This is a genomic window from Nocardia sp. NPDC056564 (genome assembly GCF_042793755.1).
GTDB lineage: Bacteria > Actinomycetota > Actinomycetes > Mycobacteriales > Mycobacteriaceae > Nocardia.
The window spans coordinates 18,263-32,661 of the sequence record NZ_JBHTUR010000023.1 but is presented as its reverse complement, the minus strand read 5'-3'; the positions used below and the strand labels follow the sequence as shown (position 1 = coordinate 32,661).

15 protein-coding genes are annotated in these 14,399 nt (G+C 67.8%); 9 read left to right on the top strand and 6 right to left on the bottom strand.

From position 1 onward, the window contains the following. Nucleotides 1–47: 47 nt before the first annotated feature. From ACFQ9K_RS38045 to recQ, 4 genes are all read right to left on the bottom strand, one after another. A complete protein-coding gene (locus ACFQ9K_RS38045) occupies nucleotides 48–284 on the bottom strand; it encodes a hypothetical protein (protein ID WP_378717750.1) in 237 nt (78 codons plus the stop codon). A gap of 67 nt (nucleotides 285–351) precedes the next feature. Further along, on the bottom strand, nucleotides 352–1,419 hold the full coding sequence (locus tag ACFQ9K_RS38040; protein WP_378717751.1) for a metallophosphoesterase: 1,068 nt from the start codon (nucleotides 1,417–1,419) through the stop codon (nucleotides 352–354). A gap of 98 nt (nucleotides 1,420–1,517) precedes the next feature. After that, a complete protein-coding gene (gene phoA / locus ACFQ9K_RS38035; RefSeq protein ID WP_378717753.1) occupies nucleotides 1,518–2,984 on the bottom strand; it encodes an alkaline phosphatase in 1,467 nt (488 codons plus the stop codon). A gap of 256 nt (nucleotides 2,985–3,240) precedes the next feature. After that, nucleotides 3,241–5,130, bottom strand: coding sequence for a DNA helicase RecQ (gene recQ / locus ACFQ9K_RS38030; RefSeq protein ID WP_378984293.1), 1,890 nt, complete (start codon nucleotides 5,128–5,130; stop codon nucleotides 3,241–3,243). 212 nt (nucleotides 5,131–5,342) lie between these two features. Here recQ and ACFQ9K_RS38025 point away from each other — a divergent pair, with 212 nt between their 5' ends. The 3 genes from ACFQ9K_RS38025 to ACFQ9K_RS38015 are packed head-to-tail and all read left to right on the top strand — an operon-like array spanning nucleotide 5,343 to nucleotide 7,493. Next, the gene (locus ACFQ9K_RS38025) at nucleotides 5,343–6,320 is read left to right on the top strand and encodes an SMP-30/gluconolactonase/LRE family protein (RefSeq protein ID WP_378717756.1); all 978 of its coding nucleotides are present in this window, start codon (nucleotides 5,343–5,345) and stop codon (nucleotides 6,318–6,320) included. Nucleotides 6,321–6,351: 31 nt separating this feature from the next. Continuing rightward, nucleotides 6,352–6,870: a GNAT family N-acetyltransferase gene (locus ACFQ9K_RS38020; RefSeq protein WP_378717758.1), complete on the top strand. Its 519-nt coding sequence runs from the start codon at nucleotides 6,352–6,354 to the stop codon at nucleotides 6,868–6,870. Further along, nucleotides 6,870–7,493, top strand: a complete 624-nt coding sequence (locus tag ACFQ9K_RS38015) for a histidine phosphatase family protein (RefSeq protein ID WP_378717759.1) — start codon at nucleotides 6,870–6,872, stop codon at nucleotides 7,491–7,493. The genes ACFQ9K_RS38020 and ACFQ9K_RS38015 overlap by 1 nt, the downstream gene beginning before the upstream one ends. Nucleotides 7,494–7,504: 11 nt before the next feature. Here the strand turns inward: ACFQ9K_RS38015 and hisN are convergent, their stop codons facing one another. After that, the gene (hisN, locus tag ACFQ9K_RS38010) at nucleotides 7,505–8,290 is read right to left on the bottom strand and encodes a histidinol-phosphatase (RefSeq protein ID WP_378717761.1); all 786 of its coding nucleotides are present in this window, start codon (nucleotides 8,288–8,290) and stop codon (nucleotides 7,505–7,507) included. 117 nt (nucleotides 8,291–8,407) lie between these two features. Continuing rightward, the gene (locus ACFQ9K_RS38005; RefSeq protein WP_378717762.1) at nucleotides 8,408–8,998 is read right to left on the bottom strand and encodes an NADPH-dependent FMN reductase; all 591 of its coding nucleotides are present in this window, start codon (nucleotides 8,996–8,998) and stop codon (nucleotides 8,408–8,410) included. A 140-nt stretch (nucleotides 8,999–9,138) separates the two neighbouring features. Between ACFQ9K_RS38005 and ACFQ9K_RS38000 the strand changes: the two genes are divergently transcribed. The 6 genes from ACFQ9K_RS38000 (at nucleotide 9,139) to ftsX (ending at nucleotide 14,356) form a co-directional block, all read left to right on the top strand. Then, nucleotides 9,139–9,987 carry a helix-turn-helix transcriptional regulator gene (locus ACFQ9K_RS38000; RefSeq protein WP_378717763.1) on the top strand — a complete coding sequence of 283 codons (849 nt, stop codon included), beginning with the start codon at nucleotides 9,139–9,141 and terminating at the stop codon, nucleotides 9,985–9,987. Between the two features lie 428 nt (nucleotides 9,988–10,415). Further along, nucleotides 10,416–11,531 carry a peptide chain release factor 2 gene (prfB, locus tag ACFQ9K_RS37995; RefSeq protein ID WP_378717764.1) on the top strand — a complete coding sequence of 372 codons (1,116 nt, stop codon included), beginning with the start codon at nucleotides 10,416–10,418 and terminating at the stop codon, nucleotides 11,529–11,531. A 100-nt stretch (nucleotides 11,532–11,631) separates the two neighbouring features. Further along, nucleotides 11,632–12,477, top strand: coding sequence for a mechanosensitive ion channel family protein (locus ACFQ9K_RS37990; RefSeq protein WP_378717766.1), 846 nt, complete (start codon nucleotides 11,632–11,634; stop codon nucleotides 12,475–12,477). Further along, entirely contained in the window at nucleotides 12,464–12,688 is a 225-nt protein-coding gene (locus tag ACFQ9K_RS37985) for a hypothetical protein (RefSeq protein WP_378717768.1), read from the top strand. Before ACFQ9K_RS37990 ends, ACFQ9K_RS37985 begins: the two co-directional genes overlap by 14 nt. A 73-nt stretch (nucleotides 12,689–12,761) precedes the next feature. After that, nucleotides 12,762–13,451, top strand: a complete 690-nt coding sequence (gene ftsE / locus ACFQ9K_RS37980; protein WP_378717769.1) for a cell division ATP-binding protein FtsE — start codon at nucleotides 12,762–12,764, stop codon at nucleotides 13,449–13,451. Beyond that, complete coding sequence (gene ftsX / locus ACFQ9K_RS37975) at nucleotides 13,451–14,356, top strand: permease-like cell division protein FtsX (RefSeq protein WP_378717771.1); 906 nt, start codon at nucleotides 13,451–13,453, stop codon at nucleotides 14,354–14,356. The genes ftsE and ftsX overlap by 1 nt, the downstream gene beginning before the upstream one ends. Nucleotides 14,357–14,399 lie beyond the last annotated feature (43 nt).

Genomic DNA, 14,399 nt, shown 5'->3' with positions numbered 1-14,399 from the left:
GACGCGGCAACCGGATTATTCCCAGGTCGAGCGCGGCACGGACGGAACTAGCCGCCGGGGTGCAGGACGACCCAGAGGGTGAGCAGCGCAATGAAGGCGAGAACGAGCAATACCGTGGAGAACCGGGGCCTGCCCGGCCGGGGCGGTGGGCGGTGCCGCAACCACACACTCTCTACGGTCGGGTCGATCCCCCGGCGGGTGTTCGGCGGCGCGTCCGGAACCTCGGAGTTGGGAGAACTGCCGGACGAGTCGCCCCCATCGTCCGGGCCATCACCGGTAGCCATAGCCAGCACGGTAGCCCGCTCGGCCGCGACGCGCCGCGATTGCCGCGCGCCGCAACAGAGTTGGTACTCAGGCGAGACGGCGGGCGAAGGCCTGGGTGGCGGCGGAGGTCGCGAGGTCGACGGTGAACACGCGCAGGTCGACGGCGGTCGGGGTGAGATCCAGCACCATGAAACCGAGCTCGTGGTAGTTCTCGAACAGCGCGGGGTGCCCGGCGCGCGGCGTGACGGCGGGCTCGGCGCCGACGGTCTTGGCCGCGGCGCCGGAGATGATCTGGCGGGTGCTCTTGGATTCGACGGTCGGTTCGAGCACCTGGAGCGAATGATCGTGCCCGGAGAACAGGAACTGACACGCGCCCGCGACATGGTCCTCGATGAACCGCTTGACGTGGATGCCGTTGATCGGCTCGATGGGCAGGCCCTCGTAGTGTCCGGCGTCGCCGTGCGGGCCGTTATTGAGGTACGGGTGGTGCGTGCAGGCGATCTTCCAGGTGGCGCGGGAACCGGCGATGGCCTGATCGAGCCAGGCGCGCTGCTCGTTCATGAACGGGCCGTCGACCGCCCAGTACGGGGACAGGATCGGCGGGATGTAGGCGGCGAGCGGGTTGAGGTCGAGGACGAAGAACTCGACTACCGGGTTCTGCTCGGGCACCCGCACGGAGTAGTACCGGCTAGGCATCCACCAGCGCGGCGAGTTCGCGTGGTACTCGACCTCGTGGTTGCCGCGCGCCAGCCAGCCGCCGTCGCCGGGCAGCACCGAACTCGTGTCGTGGTTGCCGAGCACCATCAACCACGGGAAATCCATTCCGGCGTTGGGGTTTTCGAACTTCGCGTCGAACTGGGGATCGGTGCCGCTGTTCGGACCGGATTCGTAGATGTTGTCGCCGAGGCCGACGGCGAGCGAGACCGGTTCGCGGCGGTGGAATTCGCGCATGGCGTTGGCCACGGCCCACTGGGTGCGGGTCCCGGTGCCGGCGTCGCCGGTCATCAGCACCCGCAAGGAACGCCCGGTCGGGAAGCCGAACTTGGTGACACCGGGCGCGACCGGCACCGCCTGCGCGGGCGAGAGCCCGACCAGCGACGCGACGCCCGCCGCGCCGGCCAGGAAGCCCCGGCGACCAAAGCTGTTGTCAGGCATGCGATGTCCTCTGCAGTCCGGTGTCCCACCCGGCGACCATCTTCACCCATCGGGCGCGCGATGGCGATGCCGGGTGGGACCGGATCGACTGGGGAGACCTACTTCGCCGCGGCGGCCGGCTTCTTGCTCCGGTCCAGGCCGAGCGCGTCGGACATGGTGAAGAACAGGTCGGTCTGATCGGTGAGGCCGACCACATTGGCCGCGTGCGGGCCGTAGGCGGCGACGCGCAGCTGCGTGCCGGTGTGTTCCTGCGAACCGCCGGCCTCGGCATTGCCGTAGGAGACACCCATCTCGGCGCCGTCCTTGGTGACGACCTTGCTGGTCAGCGACTGCGACTTGGTCTCGAGCGGGACGATCTGGCTGCTGTGCGCGTGGTCGGCGGTGACGATCACCAGGGTGTTGCCGTCGTTCTTGGCGAATTCGAGCGCGGCTTGCACGGCCTCGTCGAGGTCGACGGTCTCACCGACCTGACCACACGGGTTGGCGTTGTGGTCCTGCTTGTCGATCGAGGCGCCCTCGACCTGCAGGAAGAAGCCGTCCTTGCGCGGCTTGAGCAGGTCGATCGCCTTGCGGGTCATGGTCGCGAGGTCGGGCTGGGTGGCGGCCCGCTCCGGGTTGGGCTTGCAGGTCTGCGCGGGCAGGTTCAGGCCGTTCTGCACGGCGAGGTCGCCGGTCCAGCGGACCGGCATGTTGCCGGGGCTGAACAGGCCGAGCACCGGCGCGTCCTGGTCGGCCTTGGTCACGCCGTCCAGGCCGGCCTTGTCCGCGACGATGTTGTAGCCGCGCGCCTTGGCCTGGTCACGCAGGGACTGGCCCTGCCACTGGCCGCCGGCCGCCTTCTGCTCGAAGCTCTTCGAACCGCCGCCGAGGGTGACGTCGGCGCGGGTGTTGAGCAGCTGCTCGCTGATCGAGCCGAGGCCGCCCTTCTCCAGCGCGTTGGTCGGGCACTTCAGCGCCGTCTCCTCCGGGCCATAACACTTGCGTTCGGTGACGTGCGCGCCGAGGACGGCCGGGGTGGCGTCCTGGATTTCGGCGGTGGTCACGTTGCCGGTGGCCTTGCCGTTCGCCTTGGCGATCTCCAGCAGGTTGGTCTGCGGGGCACCCTTGAGGTCGACGCCGATGGCGCCGTTGTAGGTCTTGGTGCCGGTTGCCCACGCACTGCCGCTGGCCGCGGAATCGGTGACGTAATCCGGCTTTCCGGTGTTCTTGTCCAGCGAGTAGTGCGTGTAGGAACCGGTGAGCGGCAGCGCGTCGATGCCCTTGAAGTAGCCACCCGCGCCCTCGGCGACGTTGCGCGCCACGGTGATCTCGGAATCGCCCATGCCGTCACCGATCAGCAGGATGACGTTCTTGGCCTGGTTGCCGTTGAGCGAGGCGCGCAGCGCGTCGGTGCGATCGCCGGTGGTGCGGCGGGCGCCACCGTTTTCGGTGAGCGCGCCCTTGGCGTTGGGCGTGAGGAGATCGCCGTTGCCCTGCTTCGTGGAATCGGACGAACCGCAGGCTGCCAGGGCCCCGACGAGAACGGCGGCGCCCAGGATGGCGCCGGCCCGGAACCGGCGGGGCATGGAACGCGACGAGACAGGGGGCATGAGCGAAAACTCCATTGTTCGTAGAAACATCGGTTGGCTGAAGCCTTACGAGGCGTTCTGAACAAAAAGGGCATACTGGGCAACCGGGCGGTTACCGGACGATTTCTCATTCTCATGTTCGCATACGTCGACTAGCCATGCGGCAGCCCAATAGCGTTGCTGCGCAGCGTCTTTCACCGGATTTCGGGGACGAACCAGGCTTTCCGGCCGAGCGGCCGAAAGGTGCAGAATCTCACTCCGCGCCCAGTACCTCCAGCACTCCTTCGCCGTACTTGGCCAGCTTGTTCTCGCCGACGCCGCCGACCTTGCCGAGCTCGGCCAGGCTGGTCGGCTTGCGTGCCACGATCTCGCGCAGGGTGGCGTCGTGGAAGACGACGTACGCGGGAACGCCCTGCTCCTTGGCAGTCGCGGCCCGCCACTCGCGCAGCCGCTCGAACAGCGGAACATCGGCGGGCGCCAGATCGGCGGCGGCCGCGGCCTTGCCCGACTTGGCGGTGCGCGCCGGTTTCGTCGGCCGTTCGCGCTCGCGGCGCAGCAGCACCCGACGGCCCTCGAAGAGCACCTCGTTGCTCGCCTCGGTGAGGGTGAGCACGCCGTAGTCGCCGTGCACCGCGAGCAGCCCGCCGGCCAGCAATTGCCGCACCACACCGCGCCATTCGATGTCGCGCAGGTCGGTGCCGATCCCGAACACCGTCAGCTCGTGATGGTCGTGCTGTAGCACCTTCGGGTTCTTCTTGCCGAGCAGGATCTCGATGATGTGCCCCGCGCCGAAGCTCTGGCCGCGCTCGCGTTTGAGCCGCAGCACGGTGGACAGCAGCTTCTGCGCGGGCACGGTGCCGTCCCAAGATTCGGCCGGGGTGAGGCAGGTGTCGCAGTTACCGCACGGCTGCTGATCGTGCTGACCGAAGTAGTTGAGCAGTTGCACGCGCCGGCAGGCCACCGTCTCGCACAGCGCGAGCATGGCGTCCAGGTGCAGTTGCAACTGCCTGCGGTGGGCGGCGTCGCCCTCCGAGGAGTCGATCATCTTGCGTTGCTGCACGACGTCGTTGAGGCCGTACACCATCCACGCGGTGGAGGGTTGTCCGTCGCGGCCGGCGCGGCCGGTCTCCTGGTAGTAGCCCTCCACCGACTTCGGCAGGTCCAGGTGGGCGACGAAGCGCACGTCCGGCTTGTCGATGCCCATGCCGAAGGCGATGGTCGCGACCACCACCAGGCCGTCCTCGCGGAGGAACCTGGTCTGGTTCTCCGCGCGGGTGCGGTTGTCCAGCCCCGCGTGATACGGCACCGCGCTGACGCCGTTCTCGGTGAGGAACGCGGCGGTCTTCTCCACCGAGTTGCGGGACAGGCAGTAGACGATGCCCGCGTCCCCGGCGTGCTCGGTGCGGATGAATTCCAGCAGCTGCCGATCGGGCTTGTTCTTCGGCTCGATCCGGTACTGGATGTTCGGCCGATCGAAGCTGGCGATGAAGCGGCGGGCCGCGCCCAGGTCGAGACGCTGCACGATCTCGTCGCTGGTCTTGGCGGTCGCGGTGGCGGTCAACGCGATGCGCGGCACCTCGGGCCAGCGCTCGTGCAGCATGGACAGCCCGAGGTAGTCGGGCCGGAAATCGTGGCCCCACTGCGAAACACAGTGCGCCTCGTCGATGGCGAACAGCCCCACCTTGCCGCGATCGAACAACTGCGCCGTCGACTCCAGCCGCAATCGCTCCGGCGCCAGATACAACAGGTCCAATTCCCCCGCGACGAACTGCGCCTCGACGGTGCGGCGCTCGTCCGGGAACTGCGTCGAATTCAGGAAGCCCGCGCGCACGCCGAGCGCGCTGAGCGCGTCCACCTGGTTCTGCATCAGGGCGATCAGCGGGGAGATCACCACGCCGACCCCGGGCCGCACCAGCGCAGGCACCTGGTAGCACAGCGACTTACCGCCGCCGGTGGGCATGAGCACCAGCGCGTCACCACCGGCGACCACGTGGTTCACGATCTCGCGCTGATCACCGCGGAAGCTGTCGTAACCGAAGACCCGGCGTAGAACCTCTTGCGCCGCACCGGATTCGGCGTCCGCACCGGGATCGGTGTCGGTCGCAGTGGTCGCGAATGCATCGGTGGGAGTCACCCGGCCCATCCTACGAGCGCTCGCTCGCGGCGCTACCGGTACGTCGCCAGATCGCCCAGGTCGGATGTCGAGTGATCCACATGTGGATAAACCCCGCACCACCGAACCGGGCCGAGTCCCTGACCTGCTCCACCTCCGATCGGCCGGAATTCGCCGGCCTACCGGCGCCCGGAGCTGCTGTTAGATTGACGCGCATGGCCACCGGGATGGGGAGAAAACGAATGCCGCGCAACGCAATCGGGTTGAGAAGCAATCGAATTCGCGCAGCGCTGCTCACCACCGCGGTCGCGGCAGGAATCCTCGCCGGAGCACCGCCGTCGACCGCGGGCCCCGGGCCTGCCATGTGTGCGGACGGCTGGGAGGCAACCACGCTGGTCGAGGGGGTGGGCAATCTGGAAAACCTCGACTCCGACGGCAACGGCGGGTTCTTCGTCACCGGCCTGCTCGACGGGTTCCTCGCGCACGTGGACGGCGCGGGCCGATTCGAAAAGCTGTTGACCGGACTGGACCATCCGGCGGGTGTGCGGGTCGCGGGCCGCTACATCTATTTCTTGACCGGCGACGGGTTGACCGAGGCCCCCGGCACGCTGCGACGGTACGAGCGGGCGACCGGCGCGGTGACGACCCTGCTCACCGGCCTGAACGGCCCCAACGGGCTGCTGCTTCTACCCGACGGTGATCTGCTGTTCACCACCATCGGCACCACCGCGACGCCGACCGGTATCGCCCGCTATCGGCCATCCACCGGCGAATACACGCGCACCTGGGCCGACCTGCCGCTGTCCAACGGCATCGCGCTGGCCGCCGATGGAAAGTCCGTCTACGCCGACAACCTGACCATGCGAATCTTCCGCATTCCGCTGGACGCCCCGGATCGACCGGTCGTCGTCGCCGGAATCCCGAACCTGATCTCGCTACCGGACGACATGGAAGCCACTCGCGCGGACACCCTGTACGTCGCCGACCACGCGTTCGGCTCGATCAATCAGGTGAACCCGGAGACCGGCGCCGCCTGCGCGATCATCACCGGCTTGATCAAGCCGGGCGCGACGCGCAACCCACCGGACGGGACCACCTCCGTCCGGATCGCCCGCGACGGGGACGGCTGGGCGTTGTACATCACCGCGATGGACGGAACCCTGCGCCGGCTACGCCCGCCGGCGGGCATCGACCTCACCCCGGCCACGCCGGGGAGGTAGAAACGAAGAGTCTCGTGGAAAGGAACCAACCATGCCGGAATCGGCTCCCATGATCGCGGCCACCCCGGACGATGCCGAGGACATCGCCAAGCTGCGTGACCGGCTCGCGCAGTGGATGGTCGACCACGGCATCGTGCAGTGGGTGCCCGGCGAGTACCCCGCCGCGACGGTCGCCGAGGAGGTGGCGCGCGGCGAGTGGCACGTCTGGCGCGACGAGTCCCGCACGCTGATCGCCGTGGTGCGGCTGATCTGGCGCGACCCGGAGTTCTGGGGCGCCGACGATGCCGAGGCGGGCTACATCCACGGGCTGATGGTGGCCCCCGAGTGGCGCGGACACGGACTCGGTGACCGGATCATCCGGTTCTGCGCCGAACAAACCCTGGCCAACGGCATCACCCGGCAGCGCCTCGACTTCGCCGCCAACAACTCGGTGCTCCGGAAGTACTACACCGCACAGGGCTTCACCGCGCTTCGCGAGGCGCCGCTCCCGCCCCGGTTCCACTCGCACGGCACGACGAACGTCGTACTGATGGAGAAGACGCTGGCCTGATGACCGCGATGGCCACCAGGTATCTCTACCTCGCCCGGCACGGCGAGGCGACACCGGACGAGAGCACGCTGAGCGAACGCGGTCGCAGCCAGGCCTGGCTGCTCGGTGAGCGGCTGCGGCACAGCCCGCTCACGCAGGTCCATCACGGCCCGCTGCCCAGGGTGACGGAGACGGCGCAGCTGATCGCGGAGCGCTTGGACGGCGTGCCCACGCGGGCCGCGGAGCCAGCCGGCGACTACCTGCCCTACTTGCCCAGGAAGGACGAACTGCCCACGGAATCCGCGGATGCCCTGCTCGGCTTCCTCGCACAGTTCCCGGCCGAGCAGCGCGACCACGGGCCGCGGCTGGCCCAGGCGGCCGTGGAACAGTTCACCGGCCCGGTCGAGGGCGATGAACCGCGGCACGAACTGGTGGTCACGCACGCCTTCCTCATCGGCTGGCTGGTGCGGGCCGCGCTGGACGCGCCGAAGTGGCGCTGGATGGGTTTCAGTCCGGCCAATGCCGCGCTCACCGTGATCCGTTACGCGCCGGGCAGACCCGACTCGGTGCTGTTCTTCAACGACACCGGGCACCTACCACCGGATTTGCGCTGGACCGGACTACCGCCGGAGCTGCACATCTGAGGCGGGGTCAGTCAGGACCGCAGACGACGCAATGTCTCGTCGTGCAGCAGACCGTTCGTCGCCACCGCGTCACCTCCATGCGGCCCCGGCCGCCCGTCGAGCGAGGTGAACCGTCCGCCCGCCGCACGCACCAGAATGTCGAGAGCGGCCAGATCCCACAGGGACACTTTGGGTTCGGTGGCGATATCGAGCGCACCCTCCGCGAGCAGGCAGTAGGTGAAGAAGTCGCCGTACCCGCGAACCCGCCACACCTCGTCGGTCAGCGCGAGGAAGTTCTCCCGCAGGCCACGATCGCGCCACCCGGACAAACTGGAGAACCCCAGGCTCGCCGAGCTGAGCTCACCGACCGCGGACACCGAGATGGGCTTCGGCGCCCCGGCATCGAAGCTCGCCCAGGCACCCGACCCCGCCGCCGCCCACCAGCGCCGGGACAGCGCGGGCGCGCTCACCACACCGACCACCGGCACACCGTCGTCCAGCAGTGCGATCAACGTGGCCCAGATCGGCACGCCGCGGACGAAGTTCTTCGTCCCGTCGATCGGATCGATCACCCACTGCCGCCCGGTGAACTCGGCGTCCCCGCCGAATTCCTCGCCGAGCACCGAATCATCGGGCCGCTGCTCCGAAAGCACCTGCCGAATCGCCTGCTCCACCGCGAGATCGGCATCCGACACCGGGGTCAGATCCGGCTTCGCATCCACCTTCAGGTCGAGCGCGCCGAACCGGTCCCGGGTAATGCCGTCGGCCGCATCGGCCAATCGCAGCGCGAGTTCGAGGTCAGAAGAGTCCACAGCCACGCCCGCACCCTATCGGGTCACCCCGCCACCGGATCCGCGCGGCACGACTCCGCGCGACCCACCGTCTCTCTCGCCCGCGAGCCGTAGAGCACGGCAGAAAGACGGCCCGCAATCCCATCACGCCACAGCGGAAACCGCGCGCGCCGCGGCCAAAGCATCGGCCCACCATCGCAATTGATCGAGCATCGCCAGCGCCGCCGCGGCGGGCTCGTCCGGTTCCCGAAGGCGCCCTTCCGCGTCGAAGAGCAGGTAGTAGCGCGGAAACGACACGTAGTTACGCACCGTGTGCGCATTCAGCTCGTTGAAGATCTGCCGCAGATGCTCGATGGCCAGCAACCCACCGCTCGCGCCGCTGTAGCCGACGAACCCGATGGCCTTGGCATCCCACTGGACGAAATGCCAATCGATCGCGGCCTTCAACGCGGCCGGAATGCTGCGGTTGTAATCGGGGGTGACGATCACGAACGCGTCCGCGGCCGCGAGCCGCTCGGTGAGATCGAGCATCCCGTCCGGCCGCACCGGATTCGGGTCCATCGCCGGTGAAACGGCGGGCAACGCCAATGGCAGGTGCGCCTCCGCCAGGTCGATGACGTCCACCACGAACGCCCCGTGCGCCCTGGCGTGCTCGGTGAACCATTCGGCGACCACCGGCCCGAAGCGTCCCTCCCGGACGCTGCCGATGATCACCGCGAGTTTCAATGCCGACATCGAGTTCCTCCCACAGATTTCCGCGACCGGTTCGGCCGCGCTTTCCAATCTGCTGGCCGCCGTGAAGACCAGGAAGACCGCCGTGAGAGTGGTAGTGGCAGGGACACCCTCCGGCCGCCGTCGCTTGTTAGGTTCGAAGGGTGAGCGACAACGAGCTGGGACTGTTCCTCCGCACCCGGCGCGAGGCAGTCAGCCCGGCCCAGGTCGGCCTGGCCACCGGCCCACGCCGCCGCACTCCCGGCCTGCGCCGCTCGGAGCTGGCGACGTTGGCCGGGGTGAGCGTCGAGTACATCACCCGGCTGGAGCAAGGCCGCGATCGCCGGCCGTCACCGCCGGTGCTGTCCGCGCTCGCCGACGCGTTGCGCCTCGCTGCGAGCGAACGGGTTCACCTGCATCGGCTGACCAAGTCCGCCGACGCCGGCTTCAACTGCATGGGCGGCGCACAGCCGCCGCGCGCGGTGCGGCCCGCGGTCCGCGCCATCCTCGATCGCCTGGAACCCGCGCCCGCGGTGGTGGTGAACCGGCTCACCGAGGTCCTCGCCTACACCGACGCCTACCAGCACCTGATGGCGCCGTTCGGGTTCTTCGCGACCACTCCCCCGAACCTGGCCCGCTTCGCCTTCACCGATCCGCGCGCCCGCACGGCCTATCCGGACTGGGACCACCTCGCCGACCACACGGTCGCCACCCTCAAACACGGTCCGTTCCGCAAGGACCCGCACATCGCGGCGCTCGCCGACGAACTCACCGTCACCGCCGGCCCCGAATTCACCGACCGCGTCGAGACCGTCCCCAGCCTGCCCGCCGCCACCGGCATCATCCGCCTCATCCACCCCGACGCGGGTCCGCTGCGCCTGGCCTACGAAATACTCGACCTCTCCGCCGACGACGACCAGCACCTGATCGTCCATCTCCCCGCCGACGATGCGACGGCAACCGCCCTCGACAAACTCGCAGGCGTCCGTCCCGGCGCACTCCGCGCGGTCTAGCTTCATCTGCGTCTCCACCCGAGCCCGCCGCAACCGGCCGGCCTGGTGCTTGCCCTCCGGGATGCGACGACGACCTGCTCCGCGAGTCCCTCTCCTCGCAGACGATGCCACCGCAACCGCCCTGGACAAGCTGACCAGCACCCGACTCGCCGCCTGCGTTCGAGCCCACCCTGGGGCCCGCTTCGCCCGATGCCGACTCCGCTTTGACGAGCTCGAACTCCCGTGCCGCGAGTGAAGCTCTCCTGACGAGCAGTTGAAGACAGCCTGCACAGCGCACAGTCCGCGAGACATTCGCCCTGCGCAGACGCAATTCCCGCACCCACCAGACCCGTCCACGCGAACGCCCTCGACCACCGAACGCCGAACGCAACCCCTTCGAGCCCCACTGCCGCCACCCCACCTTCGCGATACCAGTAGGCTTGACCATCGTGCATCCTGACGTTTCCGCTGATCTCGCCGAACTCGACGCCACCCTCAAAACGGTCGAATCGGTCCTCGACATCGAGGAGCTGCGCCGACGCATCGACGAGCTCGAGCACCAAGCCGCAGATCCCGATCTGTGGAATGACCAGGACCACGCGCAGCAGGTGACCAGCGAGCTCTCGCACGCGCAGGGCGAGTTGCGGCGAGTCGAGGAATTGCGGCAGCGACTCGACGACCTGCCGGTGCTGTACGAACTGGCCGAGGGCGAAGAGGGCGAGTCGCAGCAGGCCGCGCTCGCCGACGCCGATGCCGAACGTGCCGCACTGCACGGCGATGTGGAGGCGCTCGAGGTCCGCACCCTGCTGTCCGGCGAATACGACAAGCGCGACGCGCTGGTCAACATCCGCTCCGGCGCCGGTGGCGTGGATGCCGCCGACTGGGCCGAGATGCTGATGCGCATGTACATCCGCTGGGCCGACCGGCACAAGTACGGCGTCGAGGTCTACGACACCTCCTACGCCGAAGAGGCGGGCATCAAGAGCGCCACCTTCGCGGTGAAGTCGCCCTACGCCTACGGCACGCTGTCGGTGGAGATGGGCACGCACCGCCTGGTCCGGATCAGCCCGTTCGACAACCAGGGCCGCCGCCAGACCTCGTTCGCCGAGGTCGAGGTGCTGCCGGTGGTCGAGACCACCGATCACATCGAGATCCCCGAGGGCGACATCCGGGTCGACGTCTACCGCTCGTCGGGTCCCGGTGGACAGAGCGTCAACACGACCGACTCGGCGGTGCGCCTGACGCACATCCCGACCGGCATCGTGGTCACCTGCCAGAACGAGAAATCCCAGCTGCAGAACAAGATTTCGGCCATGCGCGTGTTGCAGGCCAAGCTGCTGGAACGCAAGCGGCAGGAGGAGCGGGCCGAGATGGACGCGCTCAAGACCAACGAGGGCGCGTCCTGGGGCAACCAGATGCGCTCCTATGTGCTGCACCCGTACCAGATGGTCAAGGACCTGCGGACGAACTACGAGGTGAACAACCCGTCTGCGGTGCTGGACGGCGACATCGACGGCTTCATCGAGTCCGGAATCCGCTGGCGCATGCGGGAGCAGACGAACTAAACACCGCGATTAGCGCGGCCCGCTCGCGCGGAATGGTAGGACGTACGGCGGTAATCTGTCTGGCGTGCGTCCAGTTGGGAGTTCAGTCGAGGTGTTGACCATGTCACTCGCAACGACTTCGGAAACCACGAACTGGCTACGTTCCAACGGGCTGGAGATCGTCCTGTTGATCCTCGGCGCGATGCTGTTCAGCCGGTTCGCCACGTTCCTCCGGGATCGGATCACCCGCAAGATCGACGCCGAATTCCGCGGCGGCGACGCGCTGGTGCGCACCGAGGCGGCCAAGCACCGGCACGCGCTGGCGCAGGTGGTCACCTGGGTGGTGCTGACCATCGTCTACGTGCTGATCGGCATGGAAGTGCTGCGCCGCCTCGGCTTCGCGGTCACCGGGCTGGTCGCCCCGGCTGCGGTGCTCGGCGCCGCCCTCGGCTTCGGCGCGCAGCGCATCGTCCAGGACATCCTGGCCGGATTCTTCCTGATCACCGAACGTCAGTACGGCTTCGGTGACGTAGTTCGCATCGCCGTGACTGGAGCCTCGGAGATGGCGGAGGGTACGGTCGAGGACGTCACGTTGCGGATCACCACACTGCGCAATTCCGACGGTGAAGTGATCACCGTGCCCAACGGCCAGATCGTGAAAGTGACGAACCTGTCGAAGGATTGGGCACGCGCGGCGATCGACGTACCGGTGTCCGCCAGCGCGGACATCACCAGGGTCAACGAGATCCTGCACGAGGTCGGTACAAGGGCGTACGAAGATCCTCGACTCAAACCACTGCTACTCGACGAACCCACCGTGATGGGCGTCGAGGATCTGACCGTTGACCAGATGAACATCCGGATGGTTGCCCGCACCTTGCCGGGCAAGCAATTCGAAGTCGGACGCGAACTGCGGGTGCGAGTAGCCGCGGCGTTGCGCCGGGAGGGAATCAGTGAGACCACGTAGAACCATCTCGCTCCTGAAGGAATCGGTGCGCCCCACCGCGCTCCTGCGGGAATCACGACCACGCCGATCCACCGCGATCCTGATCGCCACCTGGCTCGCGACGTTCGTGCTCTACCTGTTCGTCAAGCCGGATCAACCGTATACGCCGGGCTCCGCGCCGAGCCTGAACACCGTTCCCGCAGCGGTGAATCCGGCAGAAGCGCCACGCTGAGCTCGGTGGACTCGCCGAGCGTCGGCGATCGGCAACACGGCGGACACAGGGTTGCTGGTTACACTGGCTCCCCGTGATCACCATGCGGAACGTCACCAAGTCGTATAAGACCTCGACGCGGCCCGCGCTGGACAACATCACCGTCGATGTCGACAAGGGCGAGTTCGTCTTCATCATCGGACCGTCCGGCTCGGGCAAGTCCACCTTCATGAGACTGCTGCTGAAAGAGGAGAGCCCCACCGCGGGGCAGATCCAGGTCGCGGACTTCCGGGTGGACAAGCTGCCCGGCCGGCGGGTGCCGAAGCTGCGTCAGCGGATGGGGTGCGTGTTCCAGGATTTCCGGCTGTTGCAGCAGAAGTCGGTGCACGACAACGTCGCGTTCGCGCTGGAGGTGATCGGCAAGCGCCGCCAGTTCATCGAACGCACGGTGCCCGAGGTGCTCGACATGGTCGGCCTCGGCGGCAAGTCCGATCGACTACCGTCCGAGCTCTCCGGTGGTGAACAGCAGCGCGTGGCGATCGCCCGTGCCTTCGTGAACCGGCCGCTGGTGCTGCTGGCCGACGAACCGACCGGCAACCTCGACCCGGATACCAGCGGCGACATCATGATGCTGCTGGAGCGGATCAACCGGATCGGCACCACGGTGCTGATGGCCACCCACGACAACCACATCGTCGACGCGATGCGCCGGCGCGTGATCGAACTCGATCGCGGCCGCCTGGTGCGCGACGAGGCGACCGGTGTCTACGGGGTGGATCGCTGATGCGCGCGAGTTTTCTGTTCAGCGAGGTCTTCGCCGGTCTGCGGCGCAATGTCACGATGACCATCGCGATGATCCTGACCGTCGCGGTCTCGCTCACGATGCTCGGCGGCGGTCTGCTCGCGGTGCGGATCGCAGACAAGACCGAGCAGTACTTCCTGGATCGGCTCGAGGTGCGGCTATACCTCACCGAGGACGTCTCGGCCAACGACCCGGACTGTTCCGTCGATCCGTGCAAGGCGCTGATGGCGGATCTCAAGGCGACCAAGGACGTCGAATCGGTCCAGTACCTCAGCCGCAACGACGCCGTCCGCGAGGCCAAGGAGAAGACGTTCAAGGACCAGCCGGAGCTGGCCAAGTACGTCAGCGAGACGCCGTTGCCCGCGTCGCTGCGGGTGAAGATGAAGAACGCGGAGCTCTATCCGCAGATCTACGAGAAGTTCTACCAGCGGCCCGGCGTCGGCATGGTGCGCAACGACAAGGACATCGTGGACCGGTTGGTCAGCCTGTTCGACGGGTTGCGCAACGCGGCGTTCGGTTTGGCCGTGTTGCAGGCGCTCGCGGCGTTGCTGCTGATCGCGAACATGGTGCAGATCGCCGCGTTCACCCGGCGAACCGAGGTCGGCATCATGCGGTTGGTGGGCGCGACGCGCTGGTATACGCAGTTGCCGTTCCTGTTGGAGGCGGTGGTCGCCGCGTTGGCCGGCTCGGTGGTCGCGGTGGTCGGGTTGTTGCTCGCGCGGCCATTGGTGATCGACCGGGCGCTCGGGGATCTGTTCGCCAGCAAGGTCTTTCCGCGGATTACCGGGGACGATATCGCGATGGTCGCGTTGGTGATCGCGCCCGTCGGCATCGTGTTCGCCGCGCTGACCGCGTATGGGACATTGCGGTACTACGTGCGCGAATAGGCGCGGTGGTGGTCGGCCTGTCCGGACAATGTCCGCGCCGTCG